At 36.0% G+C, this 23,374-nt stretch carries 19 protein-coding genes; 4 read left to right on the forward strand and 15 right to left on the reverse strand.

The genetic code is table 11. The features are described 5' to 3' along the window. Nucleotides 1-7: 7 nt before the first annotated feature. Nucleotides 8-898, reverse strand: coding sequence for a sulfide/dihydroorotate dehydrogenase-like FAD/NAD-binding protein (locus CC92_RS0106195; RefSeq protein ID WP_029503833.1), 891 nt, complete (start codon nucleotides 896-898; stop codon nucleotides 8-10). A gap of 472 nt (nucleotides 899-1,370) precedes the next feature. Here CC92_RS0106195 and asnB point away from each other — a divergent pair, with 472 nt between their 5' ends. Continuing rightward, on the forward strand, nucleotides 1,371-3,224 hold the full coding sequence (gene asnB / locus CC92_RS0106200; RefSeq protein ID WP_029503832.1) for an asparagine synthase (glutamine-hydrolyzing): 1,854 nt from the start codon (nucleotides 1,371-1,373) through the stop codon (nucleotides 3,222-3,224). 210 nt (nucleotides 3,225-3,434) lie between these two features. On the opposite strand, the gene CC92_RS0106205 is transcribed toward asnB, so the two are convergent. The 5 genes from CC92_RS0106205 to CC92_RS0106225 all read right to left on the reverse strand — a co-directional run bounded on the left by CC92_RS0106205 (nucleotide 3,435) and on the right by CC92_RS0106225 (nucleotide 7,979). Then, nucleotides 3,435-4,196, reverse strand: coding sequence for a sensor histidine kinase (locus CC92_RS0106205; protein ID WP_051650803.1), 762 nt, complete (start codon nucleotides 4,194-4,196; stop codon nucleotides 3,435-3,437). Further along, nucleotides 4,189-4,911 carry a LytR/AlgR family response regulator transcription factor gene (locus tag CC92_RS0106210; RefSeq protein WP_029503830.1) on the reverse strand — a complete coding sequence of 241 codons (723 nt, stop codon included), beginning with the start codon at nucleotides 4,909-4,911 and terminating at the stop codon, nucleotides 4,189-4,191. The genes CC92_RS0106205 and CC92_RS0106210 overlap by 8 nt, the downstream gene beginning before the upstream one ends. A 91-nt stretch (nucleotides 4,912-5,002) precedes the next feature. Beyond that, entirely contained in the window at nucleotides 5,003-5,932 is a 930-nt protein-coding gene (locus tag CC92_RS0106215; RefSeq protein WP_029503829.1) for an SPFH domain-containing protein, read from the reverse strand. A gap of 1 nt (nucleotide 5,933) precedes the next feature. Further along, a complete protein-coding gene (locus CC92_RS0106220; protein ID WP_029503827.1) occupies nucleotides 5,934-6,374 on the reverse strand; it encodes an NfeD family protein in 441 nt (146 codons plus the stop codon). Between the two features lie 138 nt (nucleotides 6,375-6,512). Further along, nucleotides 6,513-7,979, reverse strand: coding sequence for an MFS transporter (locus tag CC92_RS0106225; RefSeq protein WP_029503826.1), 1,467 nt, complete (start codon nucleotides 7,977-7,979; stop codon nucleotides 6,513-6,515). A gap of 164 nt (nucleotides 7,980-8,143) precedes the next feature. On the opposite strand from CC92_RS0106225, the gene CC92_RS0106230 reads away from it, so the two are divergent. Then, nucleotides 8,144-10,810 (forward strand): cation-translocating P-type ATPase, encoded by a 2,667-nt coding sequence (locus CC92_RS0106230; RefSeq protein WP_081842058.1) that lies wholly within the window; start codon nucleotides 8,144-8,146, stop codon nucleotides 10,808-10,810. A 197-nt stretch (nucleotides 10,811-11,007) separates the two neighbouring features. Here the strand turns inward: CC92_RS0106230 and CC92_RS0106235 are convergent, their stop codons facing one another. Further along, nucleotides 11,008-11,448, reverse strand: coding sequence for an acyl-CoA thioesterase (locus tag CC92_RS0106235; protein WP_029503824.1), 441 nt, complete (start codon nucleotides 11,446-11,448; stop codon nucleotides 11,008-11,010). A gap of 43 nt (nucleotides 11,449-11,491) precedes the next feature. Further along, a complete protein-coding gene (locus CC92_RS0106240) occupies nucleotides 11,492-12,028 on the reverse strand; it encodes a TIGR01440 family protein (protein ID WP_029503823.1) in 537 nt (178 codons plus the stop codon). Between the two features lie 222 nt (nucleotides 12,029-12,250). Between CC92_RS0106240 and CC92_RS0106245 the strand changes: the two genes are divergently transcribed. Beyond that, nucleotides 12,251-12,454, forward strand: a complete 204-nt coding sequence (locus CC92_RS0106245; RefSeq protein WP_029503822.1) for a hypothetical protein — start codon at nucleotides 12,251-12,253, stop codon at nucleotides 12,452-12,454. Between the two features lie 100 nt (nucleotides 12,455-12,554). On the opposite strand, the gene eno is transcribed toward CC92_RS0106245, so the two are convergent. The 5 genes from eno to CC92_RS0106270 all read right to left on the reverse strand — a co-directional run bounded on the left by eno (nucleotide 12,555) and on the right by CC92_RS0106270 (nucleotide 18,862). Beyond that, entirely contained in the window at nucleotides 12,555-13,868 is a 1,314-nt protein-coding gene (gene eno / locus CC92_RS0106250; protein ID WP_029503820.1) for a phosphopyruvate hydratase, read from the reverse strand. A gap of 579 nt (nucleotides 13,869-14,447) precedes the next feature. Then, nucleotides 14,448-15,824, reverse strand: coding sequence for a cell wall hydrolase (locus CC92_RS21485; RefSeq protein WP_029503818.1), 1,377 nt, complete (start codon nucleotides 15,822-15,824; stop codon nucleotides 14,448-14,450). A gap of 194 nt (nucleotides 15,825-16,018) precedes the next feature. Then, a complete protein-coding gene (locus CC92_RS0106260; RefSeq protein WP_029503817.1) occupies nucleotides 16,019-16,918 on the reverse strand; it encodes a GNAT family N-acetyltransferase in 900 nt (299 codons plus the stop codon). A gap of 39 nt (nucleotides 16,919-16,957) precedes the next feature. Continuing rightward, on the reverse strand, nucleotides 16,958-17,854 hold the full coding sequence (locus CC92_RS0106265) for a DUF2156 domain-containing protein (RefSeq protein WP_029503815.1): 897 nt from the start codon (nucleotides 17,852-17,854) through the stop codon (nucleotides 16,958-16,960). A 378-nt stretch (nucleotides 17,855-18,232) separates the two neighbouring features. After that, nucleotides 18,233-18,862 carry a CBS domain-containing protein gene (locus CC92_RS0106270; RefSeq protein WP_029503814.1) on the reverse strand — a complete coding sequence of 210 codons (630 nt, stop codon included), beginning with the start codon at nucleotides 18,860-18,862 and terminating at the stop codon, nucleotides 18,233-18,235. A gap of 391 nt (nucleotides 18,863-19,253) precedes the next feature. On the opposite strand from CC92_RS0106270, the gene argH reads away from it, so the two are divergent. After that, a complete protein-coding gene (argH, locus tag CC92_RS0106275) occupies nucleotides 19,254-20,645 on the forward strand; it encodes an argininosuccinate lyase (RefSeq protein ID WP_029503813.1) in 1,392 nt (463 codons plus the stop codon). Between the two features lie 266 nt (nucleotides 20,646-20,911). Here argH and CC92_RS0106280 read toward each other — a convergent pair whose 3' ends face one another. Then, complete coding sequence (locus CC92_RS0106280; protein WP_029503812.1) at nucleotides 20,912-22,498, reverse strand: hypothetical protein; 1,587 nt, start codon at nucleotides 22,496-22,498, stop codon at nucleotides 20,912-20,914. A gap of 27 nt (nucleotides 22,499-22,525) precedes the next feature. After that, nucleotides 22,526-23,236: an ABC transporter ATP-binding protein gene (locus CC92_RS0106285; RefSeq protein ID WP_029503811.1), complete on the reverse strand. Its 711-nt coding sequence runs from the start codon at nucleotides 23,234-23,236 to the stop codon at nucleotides 22,526-22,528. Nucleotides 23,237-23,374 lie beyond the last annotated feature (138 nt).

Raw genomic sequence — 23,374 nt, forward strand, 5'->3', positions numbered from 1 at the left:
TCTCCCCCTATTCCTCGCTGCCGCAGTATCCGCATCCGCCATGATGAGTATCGCCTTCTTTTTCACGAAGTTCTTTTCTTCCTTCCTTCGTCTTATACATCTGCGATCTCTTCATTGCTTCGTCAAAGTCAACTAAGTGGCCATCAAATTCAGGGCCATCAACACAAGCAAATTTCACCTGACCACCAACCGTAAGTCGACATGCTCCGCACATACCAGTACCATCTACCATAATAGGATTCATACTTACAATCGTCTTAATTCCTAATTCTTTCGTTAAAAGACAAACAAATTTCATCATGATGATTGGGCCAATCGCAATGATAAGATCATATGATTTTCCTTGATTTTGAACTAATTCTTTAATCATATCATTTACATTTCCTTTAAAACCATTAGAACCATCATCTGTCGCCACATAAACATTAGCTGCAACTTTCTTCATCTCATCTTCTAATATAATCAAATCTTTGTTACGTGCACCTATGATACAATCTACATTACAACCTACGCTCTTCATCCATTTCACCTGTGGATAAACCGGAGCGGTACCTACACCACCAGCAACAAAGAGTATCTTCTTTTCTTTTAACTCTTCCATAGGCTCATCAATTAATTCTGATTTACAACCAAGAGGGCCTGTGAAATCTCTAAAATATTCACCAACCTCATATTTAGCCATCATCTGAGTGGATGGTCCTACTGCTTGAAATACGATGGATACTGTTCCTTCTTCTCTGTTATAGTCGCATATAGTAAGTGGAATTCTCTCTCCCTTTTCATCCATCTTAACAATAACAAATTGACCTGGATAGCAGCCCTTAGCAACACGTGGAGCTTCTACATCCATTAAATAGATGTTGGAAGCTAGAAGCACTTTTTTAGTAATCTTGTACATACCATCTCTCCTAACGTTTTTTTCATCCGTTTTGCTTGGATTTATGTAGTTATTCTACATGAATTTCCAGTCTTAGGCAAGAAACAGTTCAGAAATTCATGTTAAATAAATAACAATTTATTTTATATCACTGGTTATTATAGACCATAAGGTAGAAAAAATCCAGTACTAATTCTAAGTTTTATATATTAGCATATTTGTGCTATTCTCGTTATCTATTTATTAGCACTGAAGGAAGTAATTCCTTCAGTTAAATCATTTTGCCATTTTCTAAAGTGTATATCTATTCACTATAGATAATATATATTACTATAAATTGCCGAATATTGTTAATTTGTTAACACTTAAAATCAAAGATTGTACTTATGCACACATTTTCTATCATTTACATAAATTAATGTGACAATAAAAAGAGAAAAGGTACCGTTTAAACCTGTACCTTTTTGGACTTGCATTAGGGAGGTTACCTACCATGTGTGGAATCGCCGGTTTTTATCATCCAAGACAATACTACTTAGAGAAGGAATCCTACTATAAAACAATCTTAAATAACATGACAAAACGTCTTAACCATCGCGGTCCAGACGAACAAGGAATCTATCTGAATGAACATATAGGCTTGGCTCATGCACGTTTATCCATCATTGATTTAGTTTCAGGTGGACAGCCAATGCTACGCTCTTTTGGAGATAGGATGTACGTAATCGTATACAATGGCGAACTATATAATACAGAGGAATTAAAAAAAGAATTACAGCAACAAGGTATGTGTTTTCAAACAACTTGTGATACAGAAGTCATATTGCTTGGCTTTATTGCACATGGACCTGATTTCGTAAAAAAACTGAATGGTATCTTTGCTTACGCAATTATTGACGTTGCAGAGAATTCTCTCTATCTCTTCCGCGATCAAGCTGGGGTAAAACCGTTATTCTATACGCTATATGAGGATACCTTAATCTTTTCCTCTGAGATAAAAGGCTTGTTTGAATACCCAGGATTTACCCCAAAAGTTACAATAGAAGGATTAAATGAAATATTTTCAATCGGTCCTGCGAAAACCCCTGGTTGCGGAGTTTTTGATAAAGTGAAGGAAGTTTTACCAGGGGAAATGGTTTACTATAACCCAAGTGCTTTTGGGAAAGAACTCTATTGGAAACTGGTAAGCAAACCACACGAAGATTCTTATGAAGAAACCGTGGAAAAAACAGGTTTTCTAATTACGGATGCAATACGTCGTCAGATGGTCAGTGATGTTCCTATCTGCACCTTTCTCTCTGGTGGAATTGATTCTAGTATCGTAACTGCTGTCTGTGCAATGGAATTAAAGAAAAAGAATAAGCAGCTTGATACTTTTTCCTTTGACTTTGTGAATAATGAAGAATTTTTTAAAGCGAATAAATTTCAACCTTCCAGAGATCTTCCTTATGCATTAAAAATGGTAGAGCATCTTAATACCAATCATCATCTTCTTGAATGTGATAATGTTATGTTAGCGAATCGTCTGCATGACTCGGTGCTTGCAAGAGATTTGCCGGCTATGGCGGATATTGATTCCTCAATCCTACATTTTTGTTCTCTCGTCAAACAATATGATAAAGTAGCTCTAACAGGGGAATGCGCAGATGAAATCTTCGGCGGGTATCCTTGGTTTCACAGTGAAGAAGCTAAAAAATCTCATACCTTTCCTTGGTCAAGTGACCTAAGTGCAAGAAAACAGTTATTAAATGATGAATTTCTCCAAACTCTACGAATGGAGGACTATGTTAAAAATACGTATGAAGCAACAGTAAGTGAGACTCCTTATCTATCAGAAGACTCCAAAGATGAGAGAAGGCTTAGAGAAATCTCTTATCTGAACCTTAAATGGTTTATGCAAACCTTATTAGACCGAATGGATCGAACCAGTATGTATAGTGGATTAGAAGCCAGAGTACCTTTTGCAGACTTAAGAATCATAGAGTATTTATGGAATGTTCCATTTTCAATGAAAGCTCCAGATGGTATTGTAAAGGGGTTGCTAAGAATGAGTTGTAATGGCTTGTTACCGGATGATATTCTATGGCGAAAGAAGTCCCCTTATCCAAAAACCTACGATCCTGGATATGAATCTTTAGTAGCTGCGCGCTTATTAGATGTAATGAATGATGGTTCCTCTCCATTAGTTCAATTTATTGATAAGAAAAAGCTGGATTCTTTCCTTCATACTCCATCTGATTATGGGAAACCATGGTATGGTCAACTTATGGCAGGTCCACAAACACTTGCATACCTCTTAATGATAAATGATTGGCTAGAGACTTATCATATTGAGGTAGTAATGTAAGTTATTAAAATATATTTGCTATAATGTAAAAGAGAAGTATATAGCATGCTACTAAAAGTTGTGACTTGCATACTGTAATAAAAATGAGGGAATCGAATGGAACCGACAAAATAAACTTTTGCCAGATTCTCATGTATTCCCTCATTATTAGCATTCCTGTTATCTAATATTTCTCCATAGATAATTTTTATTTTTAACAGATTTTCATATCTAAAACTCTACATGGAAGCTAACATAGTTATCTCCAAGCATCATCTCATTCTCCACATAGATATCTCCACCCCAATGTTTCATAATACGATTTGCATTATATAGTCCAAAACCTTGGTTCTTTTTCGTATTTTTTGTAGAGTAACCACGTTCAAAAAATCTAGATAATTCATTGATTGGTATCTTTTCATGACGATTCTTAATTATAAAAATCAAGCGGTCATCCTCAGAAGTAAGATAGATTTTGACATTTCCATCCTCTTTTCCGCAAGCTTCAAACGCATTATCGATCAAGGTACCCAATACTTCGACAGCATCAATTTCTGGTACATTCGTAAAGATGTCTTTGCTCCCCACAATCAATTCAACTTGTATATTGGGCGGTGCAGTAATTAACTTACTATATAAAAATCCCGCTAGTACCTTGTTACTAATTTTAAGAAGACCTTGGTAATTATGTTCTGGTAAGGTAACAAGTTCTCTCATATACTCCGCTTGAGCTTTTACAAGTTCCTCATAATTATCAATGGTAAGGTGCATACTTAGGAGGGCATTTAAGTGATTGTCAAACTCATGCTGCCTTGCTCTTATTTCTTTAATAAACTCCTCCAACGGCTTCACATATAGTTTATACATTCTCAGTTCTTCTTCCTGTTTTAGATAAACCAAGATTTTTTGCTTCCATACCAAATACATCGCTAATAGGACAATCACTACAATCAATAGAACAGCCAATGATTTAAATACAATTACACTATTCATTCATCCATCTCCTCATATTACTTTTGTAGGTAATGCCAATTTCTATTGCTTTTTGAATACCCTTTAGCTTCACAAATTGATTCACGGTATCCACGTACTCGATATACGCAGTGTTTACGACAAACATTCGATGACATTGAAGGAACTGTTCTCTTGGTAGCTTCTCTAACAATTGCTTTATCGATAAATACTTTACATTAAGTATCTCCTCTTTTAAGTAAATGCTCACCCCTCGTGGAATTGCCTCGACGCAAATAATATCATCAATATGAATTCGGTAATTAACTCCATCCTTTTTTACTGTTAACTGCTCTTTTTTTGTCGAAGTCTCCTTCTTTGCTAGTTTCGATAAAAGGCCTAGTACTTGATTTTTATCATAAGGCTTAACCAAATAAGAATAACACTGTGTCTCTCGATATGACACCAACTCTAGCTCTGCCGTTGATGTAATAAACACAATTGGTGTAAAAGCATGGTTTGGTATTTCTCGTATCTTTTTTGCAAACATAAGCCCTTGTTTATTCTCTTTCTCAAAAGAATCAAGATTAATATCAAGCAAAAACAATGAAATATTCTCTTCCCTTTTCAAAAGTTCCATTGCCTCATGATAATTGGTCGCAAAAAGAGCATGTAAGTCCAGCTTACTCTCTTTTATGATTGCTCCCAATGCCTCTGCACTTTGCTTACAATCTTCTAAGATTAGCACACTAGTCATAACATGCTCCTTTGTTACAATTAATTTTACCCACTATAAATTAAGAATATATAGGTGATAAGTTCAATTTCATTATACTATCAAGACGTTTTTAAATATCGTCTTTCGCACCAACCTCAGTAAGGCTCTTAACGAGGCCTGCCATACCTTGAATTTCAGATGGGATAATAATTTTTGTTGCTTTACCATCTGCTGCTTTTGCAAATGCCTCTAAACTCTTTAACTGAATAACACTCATTCGTGCATCCGCCTCATTTAGCATACGAATACCTTCTGCATTCGCTTTCTGTACTTCTAAGATAGCTTCTGCCTGACCTTCTGCTTCACGAATAGTAGCTTCTTTCTTAGCCTCTGCACGTAAGATTTGTGATGCTTTTTCAGCTTGAGCCTCCAAGATTACAGATTCTTTCTTACCTTCTGCTACAAGGATTGCAGACTTCTTCTGACCTTCTGCAATTAAAATAGCCTCACGACGCTCACGCTCTGCCTTCATCTGCTTCTCCATTGCATCCTGAATTGCTGCTGGCGGAATAATGTTCTTTAATTCAACTCGGTTTACTTTAATGCCCCAAGGGTCAGTTGCTATATCAAGGGATACTCTCATCTTCGTATTGATAATTTCACGAGAGGTTAACGTCTCATCTAATTCCAAATCACCTATGATATTACGAAGTGTAGTGGCTGTTAAGTTTTCAATTGCCATAATCGGATTTTCTACACCGTATGCATATAACTTTGGATCAGTAATCTGAAAGAATACTACAGTATCAATTCTCATTGTTACGTTATCTTTTGTAATAACCGGCTGCGGTGCAAAGTCAACAACCTGCTCTTTTAAAACAACTTTTCTTGCAATTTTATCAACTAATGGTAGCTTAAGATGTACACCAACGCTCCATGTAGCTTGAAATCCACCAAGGCGTTCCACTACGTATGCATGCGCCTGAGGTACAATTTTTACACAAGATGCTAAAATTAATAAAATAATGATTCCTAACCCTATAATCAGATAAAGTTGCATATTAATTTTCCTCCCTATATTCTGTTACAATTAGTTTCACTCCGACAATATTTACAATTTTGACCTTTGTTCCCGGTTCATAAATAACACCATCTGTTTCCGAACGAACGGTCCATTCTTGGCCATTTACCAATGCTTCCCCTGATTGATTGTCATTGTCTACCTTTTTTGTGATCTTTACTACTTTGCCTATAAGCCCCTCATAATTTGTTTTCACACGGCTTTTATTCAGATGCTTGACTGCAAATGGTCTTGTTACAAACAATAGCAGTAGGGACACCAGTAAGAACAGAATCATCTGTATCCAGAAGTCCACACCAAGCAAAGAAGCTATGAAAGCAATGAGAGCACCACCTGCAAACCATATCGTAGTCAAGCCGAGGGTAGCAATTTCTATGGCAAGCAGTATGGCAAGAACGATTAGCCAACTAAGTGATACCATAAACATCACCCCTATATGCGGTTGCATATTCCTTTCCTCTTTGATATCTACAGAATATACCATGACAAGAAAGGAATCAATAGTCTTTGCGTGAATTAAGCTTTTTTCTGCTTGAATTTTCTTAAAGCTTGTCCTATCTTAACTAAGATTTTCTCGATAATCATCGTCGTAACTATTTTTGAGATTTATTTCACGCATCCTCTCTTTATCGAGTTCATAATATCTCATGGAACGTAAAGAAAGTAGCCATCCACCGATTGGTATAAAACAATAACATAAAATTGCCACCATTTTTAAGGAACTGGTTAACTTATCATCTATCTGTGGTAGAGAGTATCGAAAACCAATCATAGCAACTACAAGACCAACAAAGGCAGTTCCAAAAGCAGAAACAACTTGATCAATTAAAGAAAATAATGCACCCATAATACCAGGGACATAATTACCACTACGATATACCTCATAATCAGAGCAATCTGCTATCATTGGTACCACTATATTATTACTTACAGCTTTACAGCCATTCAGTAAGATAAATACTCCAAAGAATAATATTGAGATCATATTCCATTTCGTTAATCCTATTTGAGGTAAGTCACCAAATACTAATAGGAATGTCATAAAGATTTGAAATACAATTGCTAACCACGTAAAGGATTCAAAGGCTTTCTTTTGTCCCAAACGCTGTGCCACCATAACACCAATCGTAACAACAATTAAATTCGGTAGCGCAGTTACTAAACCAATCTGCCCTGAAAGTTCATAGTTCTTCATCATGATTCCAAATATAATAACTCCGACTGTTATATTACTATAAACCATGGAGGTGAATTTATTCACAGAAGCAGCGGTTACCAACATTCTGATTGGCTTATTATGTTTTATAATACTAAAATAGTCCTTAACCTTTATTTTCGTTACTTGATTTGAATTACCAAAATACTCTTTTCTATCTTTACTCCATATACCAAATACTGCGCATATCGTACAAATTCCACCGATTAGTACAATCCAGAGAGTTAATTCTTGATATAATCTGGGACTTTGAAACCCGCCATACTTTTTCGTAAGATAAGACTGTGCATAAAGTGCTGTGCCACCATAGCTGGAAGTAATAAAAAGAGAATCAAAATAGGTCGATAGCGGCCTCATCTTCGGATTATTCGTCATTACCGTCTGCCCTGCTTTTGCAACCAACATCTGAAATGTATAACCAATCACAAATAAGACGTAGATTAAAATGAATACCGGTAATCTGAATACTCTTGGTATTGTATACGAACAATAATATAATAACAAAGAACTAATCGCCATTAAAAAATTTCCAAGTACCATAAAAGGTCTGAATTTTCCATATTTGCCTTCTGTTCTGTCTACGATATATCCGATAAATGGATCAATTAATCCATCAAAGACTCTAAGTCCTGTTAAGACGATCGATGTAAATACAACACCGAATCCTATAATGCCATTCACAAAATACGCGGTATATTCCATCAAAGCCATATATAATGTTGCCGCTGCTGTATTTAGAGAGAATAGCGCAATCTGAAAAACACTGGAATTATTATAGCGTGGATCTAATTTTTTTGTATTAAATAACATATGGTCCTCACAACTAGTTTTATTCTATTAATGGTAACATACTTTGCTATAGTATGTCAAATTCTTCCTCTTTTTTTATACTTACCAATATTCTGTAGAACATACATTTCATAATTTCCTATTTCACTCATATATTTTTTTGAAGAGGATTTGGAGTGAATGCGATGCTATTCCATACAATGTCCATACAAGATACCTTAAAAGCTCTCAAAGCAAATTCTTTAGCTGGGCTTACTACGAAAGAAGCACAAAAAAGGCAACAGGAATACGGCAAGAATCAATTGGAAGCAAGAAAGGGAAAAAGCATCCTCTCCCGCTTCCTTTCGCAATTTAAAGATTTTATGATTATCGTATTAATCGTTGCGGCTGTCGTATCCTTTGTTATCTCCCTGTTAAAGGGTCATGCAGATTACATAGACCCCATCATTATTTTTGCTATCATATTTTTAAATGCAACTTTGGGAGTAATACAAGAGGAAAAAGCTGAAAAATCACTCGAAGCACTAAAGAAAATGTCAGCGCCATCCGCAGAAGTGTTACGGGATAATAAACGTACTACGCTTCCCTCCTCAGAACTCGTGCCAGGAGACATTATCTACTTAGAAACAGGACATTACATACCAGCGGATGCACGTCTTATCACAAGCATTAATCTTCGGATTGATGAATCTTCGCTTACTGGAGAATCACATCCTGTTGAAAAAGATGCCAATGCCATATTGAAAGAAAATACAATGCTAGGAGATAGAAAGAATCTCGTTCCCTCAACTGGTATCGTTACCTTTGGCCGTGGTGTCGCTGTCGTTACTGCGATTGGGATGAAAACTGAAGTTGGTGCAATTGCACAGATGATTATGGAAGATGAAACACCAGAAACACCACTTCAAAAACGCCTTGCTAAAACCGGTAAAGCTCTTGGAATTGCAGCACTTGGCATCTGTATTGCTATCTTTTTACTAGGTACCTTACAAGGTCGTGAACTTTTTGATATGTTTATGACTAGTGTAAGTCTTGCGGTTGCAGCTATACCTGAAGGGCTACCAGCGATCGTTACAATTATGCTATCCCTCGGTGTTCAAAGAATGGCTAAGAAAAACGCAATTATCAGGAAATTGCCAGCCGTAGAAACGCTTGGTAGTGCAACCTTTATCTGCTCTGATAAGACAGGGACTCTGACTCAAAATGTTATGACGGTAACTCATATCGCTTCCATGAAAGGGATAGAGCCAGAAAATAATGTGTTTGGAAAGCAACTCCTTGAATGTGCAGCACTATGCAATGATGCCTATCCTTCCAATGATTCGAAAGAAGTAATTGGTGAACCAACAGAAAAAGCTCTATTAGTTGCAGCTATAAGAAATGGTTATGAAAAAAATATTCTTGATAAGAAGCATCCTAGAATCAGAGAAATTCCCTTTGATTCTGCAAGGAAGTTAATGACAACAGTGCACCAAGAAGCCGATGGCAGATATCTGATTATTACAAAAGGGGCCTATGATGTATTATTAATGCATTGCAGCAAGGTATGTAACAATGGGAGTGTAGAAAGTTTTTCTCAATCACATAAAGTAAAGTTTGACCGTAGTAACCTCTCGATGGCAGAAAAAGCACTTCGTGTGATTGCTGTCGCATATAAATATGTGGATCATAATCCAAATGGGATGACAGATTCCTCCTTAGAGCAAGATCTAATACTACTTGGGCTACTGGGTATGATTGATCCTCCAAGAGATGAGGTAAAGGGCGCTGTTTCGATGTGTAAATCCGCTGGAATCACCCCTGTTATGATTACCGGAGATCATATCTTAACTGCTTGTGCGATAGCAAAAGCGCTTGGCATCCTTTCGGAAGCTGAAGCAGAAAGTGTAAAACCACAGCAGAGCAAACTATACGGAAATAAAAATCGGGGTGAGAGTTTTAAGGCATGTGCTATCACTGGCGAACAATTAAGCCATATGTCTGACAAAGAGCTGGAAGATAATATCTATCAGTATAAAGTATTTGCACGTGTTTCTCCTGCCCACAAAGTACGTATCGTAAAAGCACTTCAAAAACGCGGTGAAGTTGTAGCAATGACCGGAGATGGTGTAAATGATGCTCCGGCATTAAAAGCTGCGGACATCGGATGTGCAATGGGAAAAGGAGGTACCGATGTTGCGAAGAATGCTGCGGATATGATTTTAGCTGATGATAACTTTGCAACCATTGTTGCTGCTGTGAAAGAAGGCCGCGGTATTTACGATAATATTCGTAAATCCATCCATTTCTTGCTTTCCAGTAATATTGGAGAGATTATTACCATATTTGTAGCTATTTTGTTTGGACTTCCAGCGCCATTACTTGCAGTGCAGTTACTTTGGGTGAACCTTGTTACTGACTCACTACCTGCCATCGCACTTGGCGTTGAGCCAGCACCAGATGATATTATGAGCAAACCACCAATTTCTCCAAAAAAGGGTATGTTTAGCGATGGTCTTGTTTTTAAGATTATCTTTGAAGGTGCAATGGTTGGTTCACTTGCACTGATTGCTTATACCTTAGGTGGAAGAACGATGGCATTTACTGTATTAAGTCTTTCTCAACTCTTTCATGCCTTTAACATGCGAAGTGAGCACTCTATCTTTAAGATTGGACTTTTTCGAAATAAGCAAATGGTAGTTTCATTCGTGGTATGTACCTTCTTACAAATTATAGTTGTTTCCTTTGAACCACTGACAAAAATCTTTAAGGTCACACCAATGCTACCTAACCAGTGGCTTATCGTGTTCCTTCTATCCGTCATACCAATTGTTATCGTAGAATTGCAAAAGTTTGTATCTAATAGGAATTGATTTAAATAAAAGCTTTATAAAATTATCGATACCATGAATACACGACCATACAAAGTCATCTCTATCTATATCAACAAAAAGTCTTTATCAATATGATAGGAAACTACATAAAAATAACGTGAACCATGCAAAACACTTAGGAATACTTCCTATGTTCCTGTTGAGCTTCTTGCTAGTTCACGTTATTTTTTATTAATCTATTCTGCCATTTTTCCTAATTCTAGCAAATCTTTGAATATCTGATAAACCTCAGGCTTTTCCTTCGCCAATCGAAACATCTTATACTCTGAATTTAAAAAGCAATGTTTTGTTTCTCCTATCGTACATAAATTACCTGTAGCCATGTCGATCACCTGGTATGCTACCGTTAACTTCACCCCGTTAAACTCTGTCACTCTAGGAAGAATCGCAACAATATCATTAAACCTAACCATTGATTTATATTCACAGTTTACACCGATTACTGGAATTATAACTCCACACTCTTCCATTTTCTGATAAGTAAATCCTACTTGCTCTAACAAATCTGTTCTTGCCTCTTCAAACCAACGAATATAATTGGAATGATGAACAATTCCCATCTGGTCCGTTTCATAGTAATGTACTTTATGATGATAAGCTTGTATCTCTTCTTTCACTTCATCTTCCTCCTAACCTTGAGTTTCTCATTGGTATATTAACCTACCTCTGTTCCCCTCGATAAATGGCTCTTTCGCCACCAATAAATTTTGGCCTTGTTCTGGCACATACCAGATTTGCTTCACCGATCCTAGTGATACTGAGACGAACTGGAACCGCAACCCTTTTTAAATGCATCCCGATTAAGGTATCACCGATATCCATTCCAGCTTTTGCTCTTATCTCTTCTACTGCGACAGGAGATTTCATATGTTCATACACTGTAGTCGCAAATGAACCACCTGCATGAGGTTGTGGTACAACACTCACGACTTCATATCCATAGGAAAACGCTGCTTCCTCTTCTAAAATCAAAGCACGATTTAGATGTTCACAACACTGCGCTGCCAAGTAGATTCCATTCTTTGAAAGGATTGGTGCCATCGCATCATATACAGCTCTTGCTGCAGACATCGCACTACTTGTACCAATTTTCTTTCCTACTATTTCACTGGAGGAACAACCGACAACCAAGATGTCTTTCTCCTTTAGTCCAGCGATTTCAATCAATTCTAACACCGCTTGTTCGGTATTTTTCATTATTCCATCGATCACTTAAATCCGACCTTTCTACGTTGTTTCTAATTATTATAGCTCAATTTTAAGATTATGAAAAGGGAAAAGAATACAGAAAAAACTTAAGTCAGCGAATAAGCTTGACAAGAGAAATCGTATGGATTACGATTATCCTATGACATAGGTTTTTTAGAAACCTTGCTGTATTACAGCTATCACAATTTAACAAATTAATGCGAGGTCTTTATGGAGAATACGAAAATACCCCCTTATGAACCATTATTGCCATATGATATTACCTATGGTGAAAATCATCTGTTATACGATAATATGACTTATGTCTGCGACCCAATCTTATGCAACAAGGAAGCGGTACATATGGACAGTGGGAACATAATAAAATTTTATGAATACTTACCATTGGAACCAATAAAAATAGGAGGAGTATAACTCCTCCTATTTTTATTTTATTTCATTTTTCTAAAAAGTAATCATTTGATATGCTATAATCATTCACGAATCAACTCTTGTTTGTCACAATTAATTTTAGTTATTTTAAAACTTTAAATGCTTTTCTACCAGGGTAAATAGCCGCCTGACCTAATTCTTGTTCAATTCGAAGTAACTGATTATACTTTGCAACACGATCACTTCTAGAAGGTGCACCAGTCTTAATCTGCCCAGCATTTGTTGCAACAGCAATATCTGCAATGGTGGTATCTTCTGTTTCACCGGAACGATGAGAAACGATTGCCGTCCATCCTTGATTCTTTGTCATTTCAATTGCATTTAAAGTTTCTGTTAGGGATCCAATCTGATTAAACTTAATTAATACAGAGTTTGAGATATCTTCTTTAATTCCCTTAGTAATACGATTTGTATTAGTAACAAATAAATCATCACCAACAAGCTGAATTCGATTACCAAGACGTGTGGTTAACTTCTTCCAACCTTCCCAATCTTCTTCTGCTAAACCGTCTTCTAAAGAAAGAATAGGATATTTATCACATAAGTTCTCCCAATAATCAATCATCTCATCCACAGTCTTTAACTCACCAGACTTCCAGAATAAATAATCGCCTTCTTTCCCGATCTTCTTCGCTTCATCATACATCTCGGTTGCTGCAGCATCCATTGCAATATAGAAATCAGAACCTGGTTCAAATCCTGCTTTTTTGATTGCTTCTACGATATACTGAAGAGCTTGCTCGTCCGAACTAAATTTAGGTGCAAATCCACCTTCATCACCTACTGCAGTTACATAGCCGTCTGCTTTTAATAATTTCTTTAAGGTATGAAATACTGTGGTACTATGCTCTAATGCTTCAGAAAAACTCTTAGCACCCACTGGCATAATCATAAATTCCTGAATATTTAAACTAGAATCTGCATGCTTACCACCATTAATTATATTCATCATAGGCACTGGAAGTGTTCTTGCATTGGTACCACCTAGGTATTGGTAAAGTGGTAAGGAAACAGCAGTTGCAGCTGCCTTTGCTGTTGCAAGAGAGACTGCAAGAATCGCATTCGCACCAAGCTTACCCTTGTTATCTGTACCATCAGCATCAATCATCGCAGCATCAATCTCAACTTGGTTTAATGGATTTCTACCACATACTGCTTCTGAAAGTTCTTTTTTTACGTGTTCTACTGCATTTAATACGCCATTACCAAGATAACGCCCCTTATCACCATCTCTTAGTTCTACTGCCTCAAATGCACCTGTAGATGCACCAGAAGGCGCAGCAGCCATTCCTACACTGCCATCACTTAAGATAACTTCTGCCTCTACGGTTGGATTTCCTCTGGAGTCTAAGATTTCTCTACCTTTTACTTTTTCAATGCTAAGTAATTTTTTCATATTAACCTCATTTCTGGCTTTGATCGCCTGTTTATTATATTGGCATTGCCTTTGGAAAAGTTGCCTGTTAACAATCAACCTTCCTTTATCAACATATACTCTCTAACTCATTTATAACCATAACTGTGCGTCTCTATACTAGTAATATAATAATAAGTATACCATTTACTTTCTAAACTTCAATACATTTTTCCAGAATCATCAAAATATTCCTATTATTTCGATATGATTACTCAGTATTTTGTCAAAATACCCAAATAGTCAAACAATAGGTGACAAACTTTTGCTCCATTAATTTATAATTAGTTACCTGTGTTTCAGATAAAATCAAACGATTCTACCATGACTTATTATAATAATCTTAGTAGAAGAAGGTGAATAAAACCATCTCTAACAAGTTTCTATCCATAGAGAGTATATTATACATTAGTTTATCTTTTTCTATAAAACAAGAAAAAGCACGCTTCGCGTACTTTTCCTTGTTATGAATAAAGAAGAGTGTTGCAACTCATAAAAAGGCAATGAGTGTTGCAACACCCCTTAGGGTTCATTCGTAATTTTATCTTAACACCTGATTATTTATCTTGAATAAAAGCAGTGATTGCCTAAAATGTAATATTTTTTATAACTTGAAGTTTTTGCTGTGTTTTTCATCCTGAAATACATATAATCGCCAATGTTATTGTTACCGGCAAGAGCTTCAATCGCAGCCTTTTTACAGCTTTCCGTCACCTTAGGTCTGAACTTTTCTATACGACCGGAATTCGCTCCAGAAAACTGACCTGGTGCATAGACAACATCATGAATTGTGTCTCCCCAATAACCATCTAACATACGGTTAACTACAACATTAGCTACTGCTAACTGTCCTTCATAGGATTCACTCATAGCTTCCATTGCTACTACAGTAGCAAGAAGGTAAATCTCTTCGTCAGATACTTCAATCGCTGCACGATTGGTTTTGGTAGGTTTATGCTTTTTCGCTTCTTCTAAATCTTTTGCAATCTGTACTGCTTTTTTTGCTTCTTCAATCTCTTCGATTGTAATCGCTGTTTTTAAGTTGAAGACAGAATCGGATAAGTCTTTACTAACATAGCCGATTTGACTATCATCATATTGGATCGCATACCACTCGTCATTGTCTTTTTCTGAGATGTGAATAAAACTGTCCTTACTTTTTGCTTCTGTTAATATCTCTCCAGTTAAATCAGGAGATTTTCTAATATTAACCGAACCAGCTGTTATAACAACTTGGTCAGCCTTCAGTTCCGATACAAGATTTCTTGCCTCTTCATCAAAATATAAGTATTGATTACTTGCATATCCGGTAACCTTGCCTGAGGTTATCTTTGTCCATTCTTCTCCACGCTCTACGATGGTTGCGTAAGAATTCTTATTTAATTGACCAACAACCGCTGCATCTGGGTTAGCTTCACTGCGTATGTTCAAATATTCATTTACCTTCGGAAGTACTTTCTCATACTCTTGTAAAGCTTCCGCCATACTGAATGTTACAATTTCTTCTTCAGGGTTAATACTTGCTGCAACGCTTCCTTCCACGCTACTAGCTACAGCCCTAGCAATTACATTCTCTTGTACAGCTTTTTGTTCTAAATCTTCTTTCATTGAATCGTTTGCATCTGCATCATTTTCATTTGTTAAACTTGCAACGGATACATTATCATCATTGGAAGATCTTAAGTTATCTGAGCTGTTATCCTCTTGTGCTTCTAAGGAGAACAAATCGATTTTTTCTGTATTCGCAAATTCATCCTGCTTCGATTTCGCAATATCTAATTGATTTGCTTCATCTTCCGAGGTATTTGTTGCAGCAATCTGTGAATCTTCTTCATAAGTGCCCCCTATGCTATAACAAGTAGTATCTGTTATAACCATGGTAGCAAAGAAACATACTAGCATCACAAGTATTACTGAAACTTTTGTTTTTGCTTTCATATTCGTCTAATTCCTTTCGATGTTTTCTATTATGGTCGAATTGTTACATTTGTAACACCATAATGAATGAACTATCTCATAATTATTACAAAAATATTACAAGGGAATTATACCAACGAAATGAAATTTTGTCAACCTCTGGTACAAACTACAGGATTTTCAAGCTCTTTCTTAATCTTCCAACAAGGAATAAACTAGTCTAATGCTAAGTTAAAATAGCCATTTGCATAGGCTTCTGTATTTAAACGAACCATTGCATACGGCATAAGTTCACCCTCAAATGCATAGTAAGATGGAACTGTTACGATTGCTTCCAAACATTCTTCCTCCATCATCAGATATGAAATTGCATCTGCAATCAAATCTTCTGGTAAGGTAGTTTCTTTGATCACTAACTGATTCTCTTTTTTGTAATACATAATGGCATAGGAGTGATTTTCAACGGTTAGTTTTAAAACCTTCCCACCAACAAACCTAGCTTCTTTTACAGCATAGGTAATCGCTTCTAGATTCCATTTCACATATCCTGGCCGATCAAAGTGAAAATCTCTGAGTTGCTTATATTCTTCTGGATTAATATCCTTTTTCTCATAGTTACGTTCATAAGCAAGAGATACCTCATGAACTCTGGTATGCTCTACTTTTAAAGTTGCTACAGAAACCATCTGTTGTGCTGCAGCTTTAAAATATAGTTGCTTTTTAAAGTAGATGGTTTGATAACCACGTCTTTCGTAATATGAAAACAGTTCTTTACTCGCTGGTACAAGAATTGTTCCGGCACTATATTTTTCTTCGCTTGTCCTACTCGCTACTTCCAAAAGTTCGGATGCAATCCCTTGCTCCCTTGCTTTTGGTAATGTAGCAACAGCATAAACATAGTGAATAGGTAGGGTTTCATCATCGGTGTAGCGATATGATGCCGGAAGTAGGGTAAGCATTCCTAAGATTTCTTCCCCTTTCTTATACACGTACGTATTCTCTTCTTCAAATCGATTATCATAATAGAAATCCACATAGGATAATTCGTCTTGAAAGCAAGTCTGCCACACTTTTTTTAGTTGTGGCAGCATTTCTTTCGTCGCTAATGTAATCAAGATACCTCTCCTCTGCTTTCCTTCATCCTCAAACTTATATCATTCGTTAGTCTTAAATACCGCTTTGTATTTTTCTAAAATTATGTCTGGATAATAGGATAATTTTGCTTTACGAAGTCCTTCATCCCCCATGTCATCTTCACGGTTGACATACTCAAAGTCTTGACACTCATGCAATACAAACTGCTGATTTATCATAGGATATGCGCCCTGAATATAAGAAAATGCCTTCTCAATATGAACAATAAACGTATTACTGTTAAGCGCCTCACCCATTGTAAAGGCAACCACTTCACCATCTAATCGAATCAAACCACCAACAAGCTTAAGCTCATCAAAATATTGAAATGCTGTTTTTACTGCACAGGACTCATGTACCAGATTAATATCCTCTCTACAATGGTAAAGCTCACACCACTTCTTACTCATTTTTTTACATTCTTCAATATTCTCCATCGTAATCGGTTCATAAACCCAAGTTGGATTATCTTTAAAACGAGCTATATGATTTCGCTTACCATGTAGCTTCTTACCTGCTAGTGTTGACAATCTCTCTGTCAGATAAACATAGTCTGCCTCATCACGTACAGAGATATAATCAAATTGTTCTGGAAACAGCTCTTTTAGTTCCGCTAGTTTCTCTTCTGGAATACCTCTCATCTCGAATTTGAGTCCTCGTTCTTTTGCGTCTTCCATTAATAGTTCTATTACTTCTTTAAGGTTTCCTTCCCCTGTAGGATATCCATAGGAGCGCATTACTCCAAATCCCCCTAGTGTACAGTAAAATCCATTCACATTGGCACATAATAAATTATATTGCTTTGCCCATAGGAAATTATTTGAGAAGGAATATTCAGCACCCATTAAATCAGATTTTTTAAGACATTCCTCTATCCATTCCCTATCGATTAATTCTAATGTTCTAAACGGTATCATATCTAATCCTTTCTTTTGTTACATTTTTCATTTTATCTTGTATACGCTTTCCAATTCCAAATATCTGTGGATTTTTGAACTGGGTGAAATAAAAAGTAGTTTTAAAGTTTCAAAAAATCAACCTTCCTATCCACAACACAGCGCATACTAAAGTTTGTACCATAACCTATATAAAGTACAAAACTTTTACCCTTTGTAATTGAAACAATTTTCTGAATATATTAACTTTATTATTACAACACAATAATATTGTATTCCTAATCCAGAAAAAATGTCGTGGCAACTGTTTACAATTTCATTAATAAAGCCGCATTTTCCTCCCAGTAACATAATCGTTGTTATCTAGAAGAAAAAGCGGCAAATTCGAAAAGTATGTTACTAGCTTTGATTGTTCACACGAACGTCAAAACCTCTCTTCGTTAAAGCTCTAATAATATCGTCAAAATCATTACATTCTACTCTTACAAACATCTCCTGCAATCCCAACGTTTCAGTATTAATTATTACAATGTTCTTAATATTACCGTCATGTCTTGCAATTGTCTCTGCTATTCTTGCCAGAGTACCTTTATAATCATAGGAATAGATTGTAAATGTATCGTAATTTTCGCCAAAAAGTTTTTGATATTCTTTAAATATTGCTTGTTGTGTTACAATTCCTAACAACTCCTCTTGTTTACCAACGACAGGAATAAAACGGAATTTGCTGGCGATGAAGATGGCTGCCGCTTCTTCAATCGAGGTATGCTCAGAAACCGTTACCATTTTAGTTCTCATCATTTCACGAACCGTGCGTTCTAAGAACTCCTCTTTTGTTCCGTTAAAATCACGGAAATAACTTTCATAAACATGTTGTTTTGATAAAGCTCCAATAAATTTGCGGTGGTCTACAACAGGCATAGATAGTAGTTGGTGTGCTTCTATCGTTTCTAAAGCCTCCCCTATCGTATTGTCCACACTGATGCATTTTAAATCTATAAATGGTATCATAATTGCTTTTACTTTCATATCGTTTCCTCCCTTGATATGCTATGGTACCCAAGAAGAAGTAACATATATCTTCTTTCCTTGTCTTGAATTATAATGATTCTATGCAAAAATTGCAAGATGAACTTGCATTTATGTAAAAAACAAGCTACTATATAACACAAGAAAAGTTTCGAATATGAAACTTTTCTTAATCTATATTCCCGCTATCTATCATAGTTTACATGCTTTTATACAACGAAAATTTGGATTAAGGATAATAATGTAACCAAGATATCTAGTTTGTTTTAACCAAGCGTGTTAACTATAGTGTGAATTATTGAATGAAAACCTATACAAAGTAATCAAAGTTAATAGAATATTTTTTATGATGAACTATTGCTTAAATTAAGAATAAGAAGTGAGGGAACTAATTATGAAGTTATGGGGCGGAAGATTTACCAAAGAAACTAACCAGTTGGTACATAATTTTAATGCTTCGATCTCGTTTGATCAGAAGTTTTATGAACAAGATATCCGTGGAAGTATTGCACATGTGACTATGCTTGCAAAACAAGGAATATTAAAAGAAGAAGAAAAGAATGAAATAATAGATGGTCTCAATGGAATTCGTGACGACATCGATTCTGGTAGTCTAGTAATTGACGGTACCTATGAAGATATCCATAGTTTTGTAGAAGCCCATTTAATCTCTCGCATTGGGGATGTTGGAAAAAAGCTTCATACTGGAAGAAGTCGTAATGATCAGGTTGCACTTGATATGAAACTATATACTCGTGATGAGATTACAGTTCTAGACGAATTATTAAAAAACCTTCTTGAAGTACTATTTACAGTAATGAAAGAACATACAGAGACTTATATGCCTGGTTTTACTCACTTACAAAAGGCACAACCTATTACTCTTTCCCATCATATGAGTGCTTATTTTGAGATGTTTAAAAGAGACCGTGATCGATTAAGTGATATAGTAAAACGAATGAATACTTGTCCATTAGGTGCTGGAGCACTTGCAGGGACTACTTATCCTCTCGACCGTGCTTATACTGCTTCTTTGCTCTCCTTTTCTGAGCCAACTAAGAATAGCATGGATTCTGTATCTGATCGTGATTATCTCATTGAACTACTTAGTGCCCTTTCCACAATTATGATGCACCTAAGCCGTTTCAGCGAGGAAATTATTATCTGGAACACGAATGAATATCGTTTTGTAGAAATTGATGATGCTTATTCCACCGGAAGTAGTATTATGCCTCAAAAAAAGAATCCAGATATAGCAGAATTAGTTCGTGGAAAGACTGGACGAGTATATGGAGCCTTGATGTCTTTATTAACTACAATGAAGGGGTTACCTCTCGCTTATAACAAAGATATGCAAGAAGATAAAGAATTGACTTTTGACGCAATTGACACAGTAAAGGGTTGCCTCTCCTTATTTACAGGAATGCTTCGTACAATGAAATTCAACCGTGAAATCATGAAAGCAAGTGCTGTTTTAGGTTTTACCAATGCTACGGATGCTGCAGATTATCTTGTGAATCATGGCGTAGCATTTCGCGATGCTCATGGTATAATCGGTCACTTAGTTCTTACTTGTATTGAAAAAAACTGTTCGATCGAAGATCTTAGTCTTTCTGAGTTACAAGCAATCTCCCCAGTTTTTAAAGAAGATGTTTATGATGCAATCTCTTTAAAAACTTGCGTAGAAAAGAGAAATACCATCGGAGGACCTGGTGTTGCTGCTATGAATGAAGTAATTAAGGAAAGCGCAAAGTATTTAGAAAATCATCCTTCAATTTCTTAGGAGCTATTATTATTCCTTCTATCCATAAATCAAATTTATCTCTGTGTATGGGTCAAGCTATCCTAAGAATAGAAATGTATGTTAGCTGAATAGCATGATGAATGATATTTTGTAATCTAATTACAATCTATTAATACTCTATCATGAATAAAGTGGGGAGAAATGAAACATCTTATCGAGTTTTCATTCCTCCCCACTTATTTATAAAACTTACATTTGTATTCTAATTTTAATTCTAAGATTGATCTCCAATTCCAGTTGTTTCTCTATAAACGTGCAATGAGTTTTCCACCTTTATTATTTAGATAACCTTGTAATAATCCAGATACTAGTAAAACAACCACTACAGTTGCGTACCCCAGAGCCAGCACATTAATACCGCTTACCATAAATAATAAAGCAATTGGAATCCCGACAGTAACAAAGCAACTTAGTGTTCCTATCATGGAAGCTGCACTTTGTTTTACTACAACAGTTTCATTCTTCCATTCAAGCATTGGTAATTTTAAATTAATGACTAAGCCAAGTACCGCAGTTAGATAACAGTAGGCAATTGGTAATGTTATAGTTAATAGTAAGTGCCAAACCCCCATTTTTAATCCAAATCCAGCAAGTAATGCTGTAAAAAAGGTAACTGGAACGGTAACAAGTAAACTAAAGATAATCTTCGCTCCTAGAATTGTTTTCGTTGCTACTGGTGCAGATTTTAAGATCCAAATATTTTTACCTTCCAATGAGATTGAGGACGCTGTGATAGCTACCATACCTACCATCAAACTCATCATGTAGGGTACCAATTCCTTTAACATTCCTGCAGCCGCAGGTATTTCAAGCATTTGTTCTATCTGTTCCGATTTAAAAAATAATAAAGCAATCGCACCAAATACCATCAGGACTAAACCAAATGCTGTATTAAACACATAGATTGTACAAGAGAAATAACGTTTCGCCTCTTTTTGAATCAACGCTTTTAGCTGACCATTACTCTTCATATCTTTTACATGATACTTTGAAGTAGTTTTTTTCGCACTCATTGCTGTATTCATCCACTTAAAATATCGACCAACAACAATAGAAAATACGATCAAAGCTAGAAAAGAAACACCAAGAAAAGCTGCATAAGAGAGTATATCATACTCAATAATACCCTTTAGATACCAGCCAGCTAACGGATAGATTTCTACCATCTTATCCCTTATTAAAGTTCCAAGTTCCGCAATCTGATTTTCACTCTGCATCTGAAAACTTATCACGAAAATAAGTAAAATTGAAGCAAACATTAATACCGTATGAATTACATTGCTATGCTTAAATCCCGCAGATATTACTGCTAAGATAACCCCAAGTATCGATGCTATGATGATTGGAATGATTGGTACAAAAAGCAACGACACCATAGAAATGATATAAAATACTGGTGACGGCTTTGCCATAATACCATAGATAATAAAGTTCGGTACTAAGAATGCTAAAACGAACACCATATTAATAAGATAAAGTAACATTAATCTACTTGCGACAACAACCCAGGATTTCACTGGTAGCGACATGACAATATCATAATCTTTAAAGCCAAACAATACTCCTTTTACCTTATATATGGAGGTAAATAGGATCATTAGGCATGTCACCGCCATAAATAATCCTGGCAAGACATCAAGTTCTCCAAATGACTTTAGCGCTGTTCCCATCATAAAACTATAAGTTCCTGATAAAAAAGCAAACATAAGAAAGCCAAGTACCAAAATCGTTGTGACACTGATATTCTTCTTTCTATTTTTGTTTCGTTTCATGTTTAAGAATTCAAATGCAGAGCCAAGCTGCATTCTTGTAAGCGTCCAAACCTGTTTCATTACTTCCTCCAATTCTGCACAAACGCCTTATTCTTCGATAAGCTCCATAAAAACTTCCTCGAGACTTTGATTTCCCTTAACCTCGCTTGTCGTACCAGAAGCAATCAACTTACCACCTTTGATAATCGCAATTTTATTACATAATTTTTCTGCTACCTCAAGGACATGAGTGGAGAAGAATATAGCACTTCCACTTTGGCACATTTGTGTCATAATCTGCTTTAATTGGTGAGCTGCCTTTGGGTCTAAACCAACAAAGGGTTCATCCAAAACCATTAGTTTTGGTTCATGAATTAAGGCTGAGATAACCGCAAGTTTTTGCTTCATACCATGGGAATAGGACGCAATGGAATCACCAAGATTCCCCGTAATCTCAAAGATATCTCCATACCTCTTGATACGTTCCTTCCTCTCCTTCTCCCCTACTTTAAATAAATCCCCAATAAAATTTAGATATGCAATCCCAGTTAGATGTTCATACAAATCTGGATTATCTGGTATGTATGCCATCTTCATTTTACATCCAACTGGATCCTTCTTTATCGATACCCCATCAATTAAGATATCTCCTTCTTCAAAATCAAGAACACCAACCACAGCACGTAAGGTTGTTGTCTTACCGGCACCATTGTGTCCAATAAAACCATAGATATCACCAGCCTCTACAGTAAGACTAAGATTATCTACAGCCTTCTTATTACCTTTATAGATCTTTGAATAATTTTTTATTGTAAGCACTTTGCTCTCCTTCCCTATTACAGATATTCTACATATTTTGTCATTTAGATATTTATCTAAATATTGATTATACTATATAATACCAACCTTTTAATGTCAAGAGATTTTTATGTATGAGGTGGTTTATAATTTTACTTA

Source organism: Lachnoclostridium phytofermentans, assembly GCF_000733755.1.
In the GTDB taxonomy this organism is placed as follows: Bacteria; Bacillota; Clostridia; order Lachnospirales; family Lachnospiraceae; genus Lachnoclostridium; species Lachnoclostridium phytofermentans_A.

Excerpts from the sequence above, each read along its gene's own strand:
- CC92_RS0106210 (WP_029503830.1), bottom strand. The coding sequence starts at position 4,911 with ATGACTAGTGTGCTAATCTTAGAAGATTGTAAGCAAAGTGCAGAGGCA.
- CC92_RS0106205 (WP_051650803.1), bottom strand. The coding sequence starts at position 4,196 with ATGAATAGTGTAATTGTATTTAAATCATTGGCTGTTCTATTGATTGTA.
- CC92_RS0106270 (WP_029503814.1), bottom strand. The coding sequence starts at position 18,862 with ATGAAAGTAAAAGCAATTATGATACCATTTATAGATTTAAAATGCATC.
- CC92_RS0106265 (WP_029503815.1), bottom strand. The coding sequence starts at position 17,854 with ATGATACCGTTTAGAACATTAGAATTAATCGATAGGGAATGGATAGAG.
- CC92_RS0106215 (WP_029503829.1), bottom strand. The coding sequence starts at position 5,932 with ATGCAACTTTATCTGATTATAGGGTTAGGAATCATTATTTTATTAATT.
- eno (WP_029503820.1), bottom strand. The coding sequence starts at position 13,868 with ATGAAAAAATTACTTAGCATTGAAAAAGTAAAAGGTAGAGAAATCTTA.
- CC92_RS0106195 (WP_029503833.1), bottom strand. The coding sequence starts at position 898 with ATGTACAAGATTACTAAAAAAGTGCTTCTAGCTTCCAACATCTATTTA.
- CC92_RS0106225 (WP_029503826.1), bottom strand. The coding sequence starts at position 7,979 with ATGTTATTTAATACAAAAAAATTAGATCCACGCTATAATAATTCCAGT.
- CC92_RS0106230 (WP_081842058.1), top strand. The coding sequence starts at position 8,144 with ATGCTATTCCATACAATGTCCATACAAGATACCTTAAAAGCTCTCAAA.
- CC92_RS0106220 (WP_029503827.1), bottom strand. The coding sequence starts at position 6,374 with ATGGTATCACTTAGTTGGCTAATCGTTCTTGCCATACTGCTTGCCATA.
- CC92_RS0106240 (WP_029503823.1), bottom strand. The coding sequence starts at position 12,028 with ATGAAAAATACCGAACAAGCGGTGTTAGAATTGATTGAAATCGCTGGA.
- CC92_RS0106245 (WP_029503822.1), top strand. The coding sequence starts at position 12,251 with ATGGAGAATACGAAAATACCCCCTTATGAACCATTATTGCCATATGAT.
- CC92_RS0106280 (WP_029503812.1), bottom strand. The coding sequence starts at position 22,498 with ATGAAACAGGTTTGGACGCTTACAAGAATGCAGCTTGGCTCTGCATTT.
- asnB (WP_029503832.1), top strand. The coding sequence starts at position 1,371 with ATGTGTGGAATCGCCGGTTTTTATCATCCAAGACAATACTACTTAGAG.
- CC92_RS21485 (WP_029503818.1), bottom strand. The coding sequence starts at position 15,824 with ATGAAAGCAAAAACAAAAGTTTCAGTAATACTTGTGATGCTAGTATGT.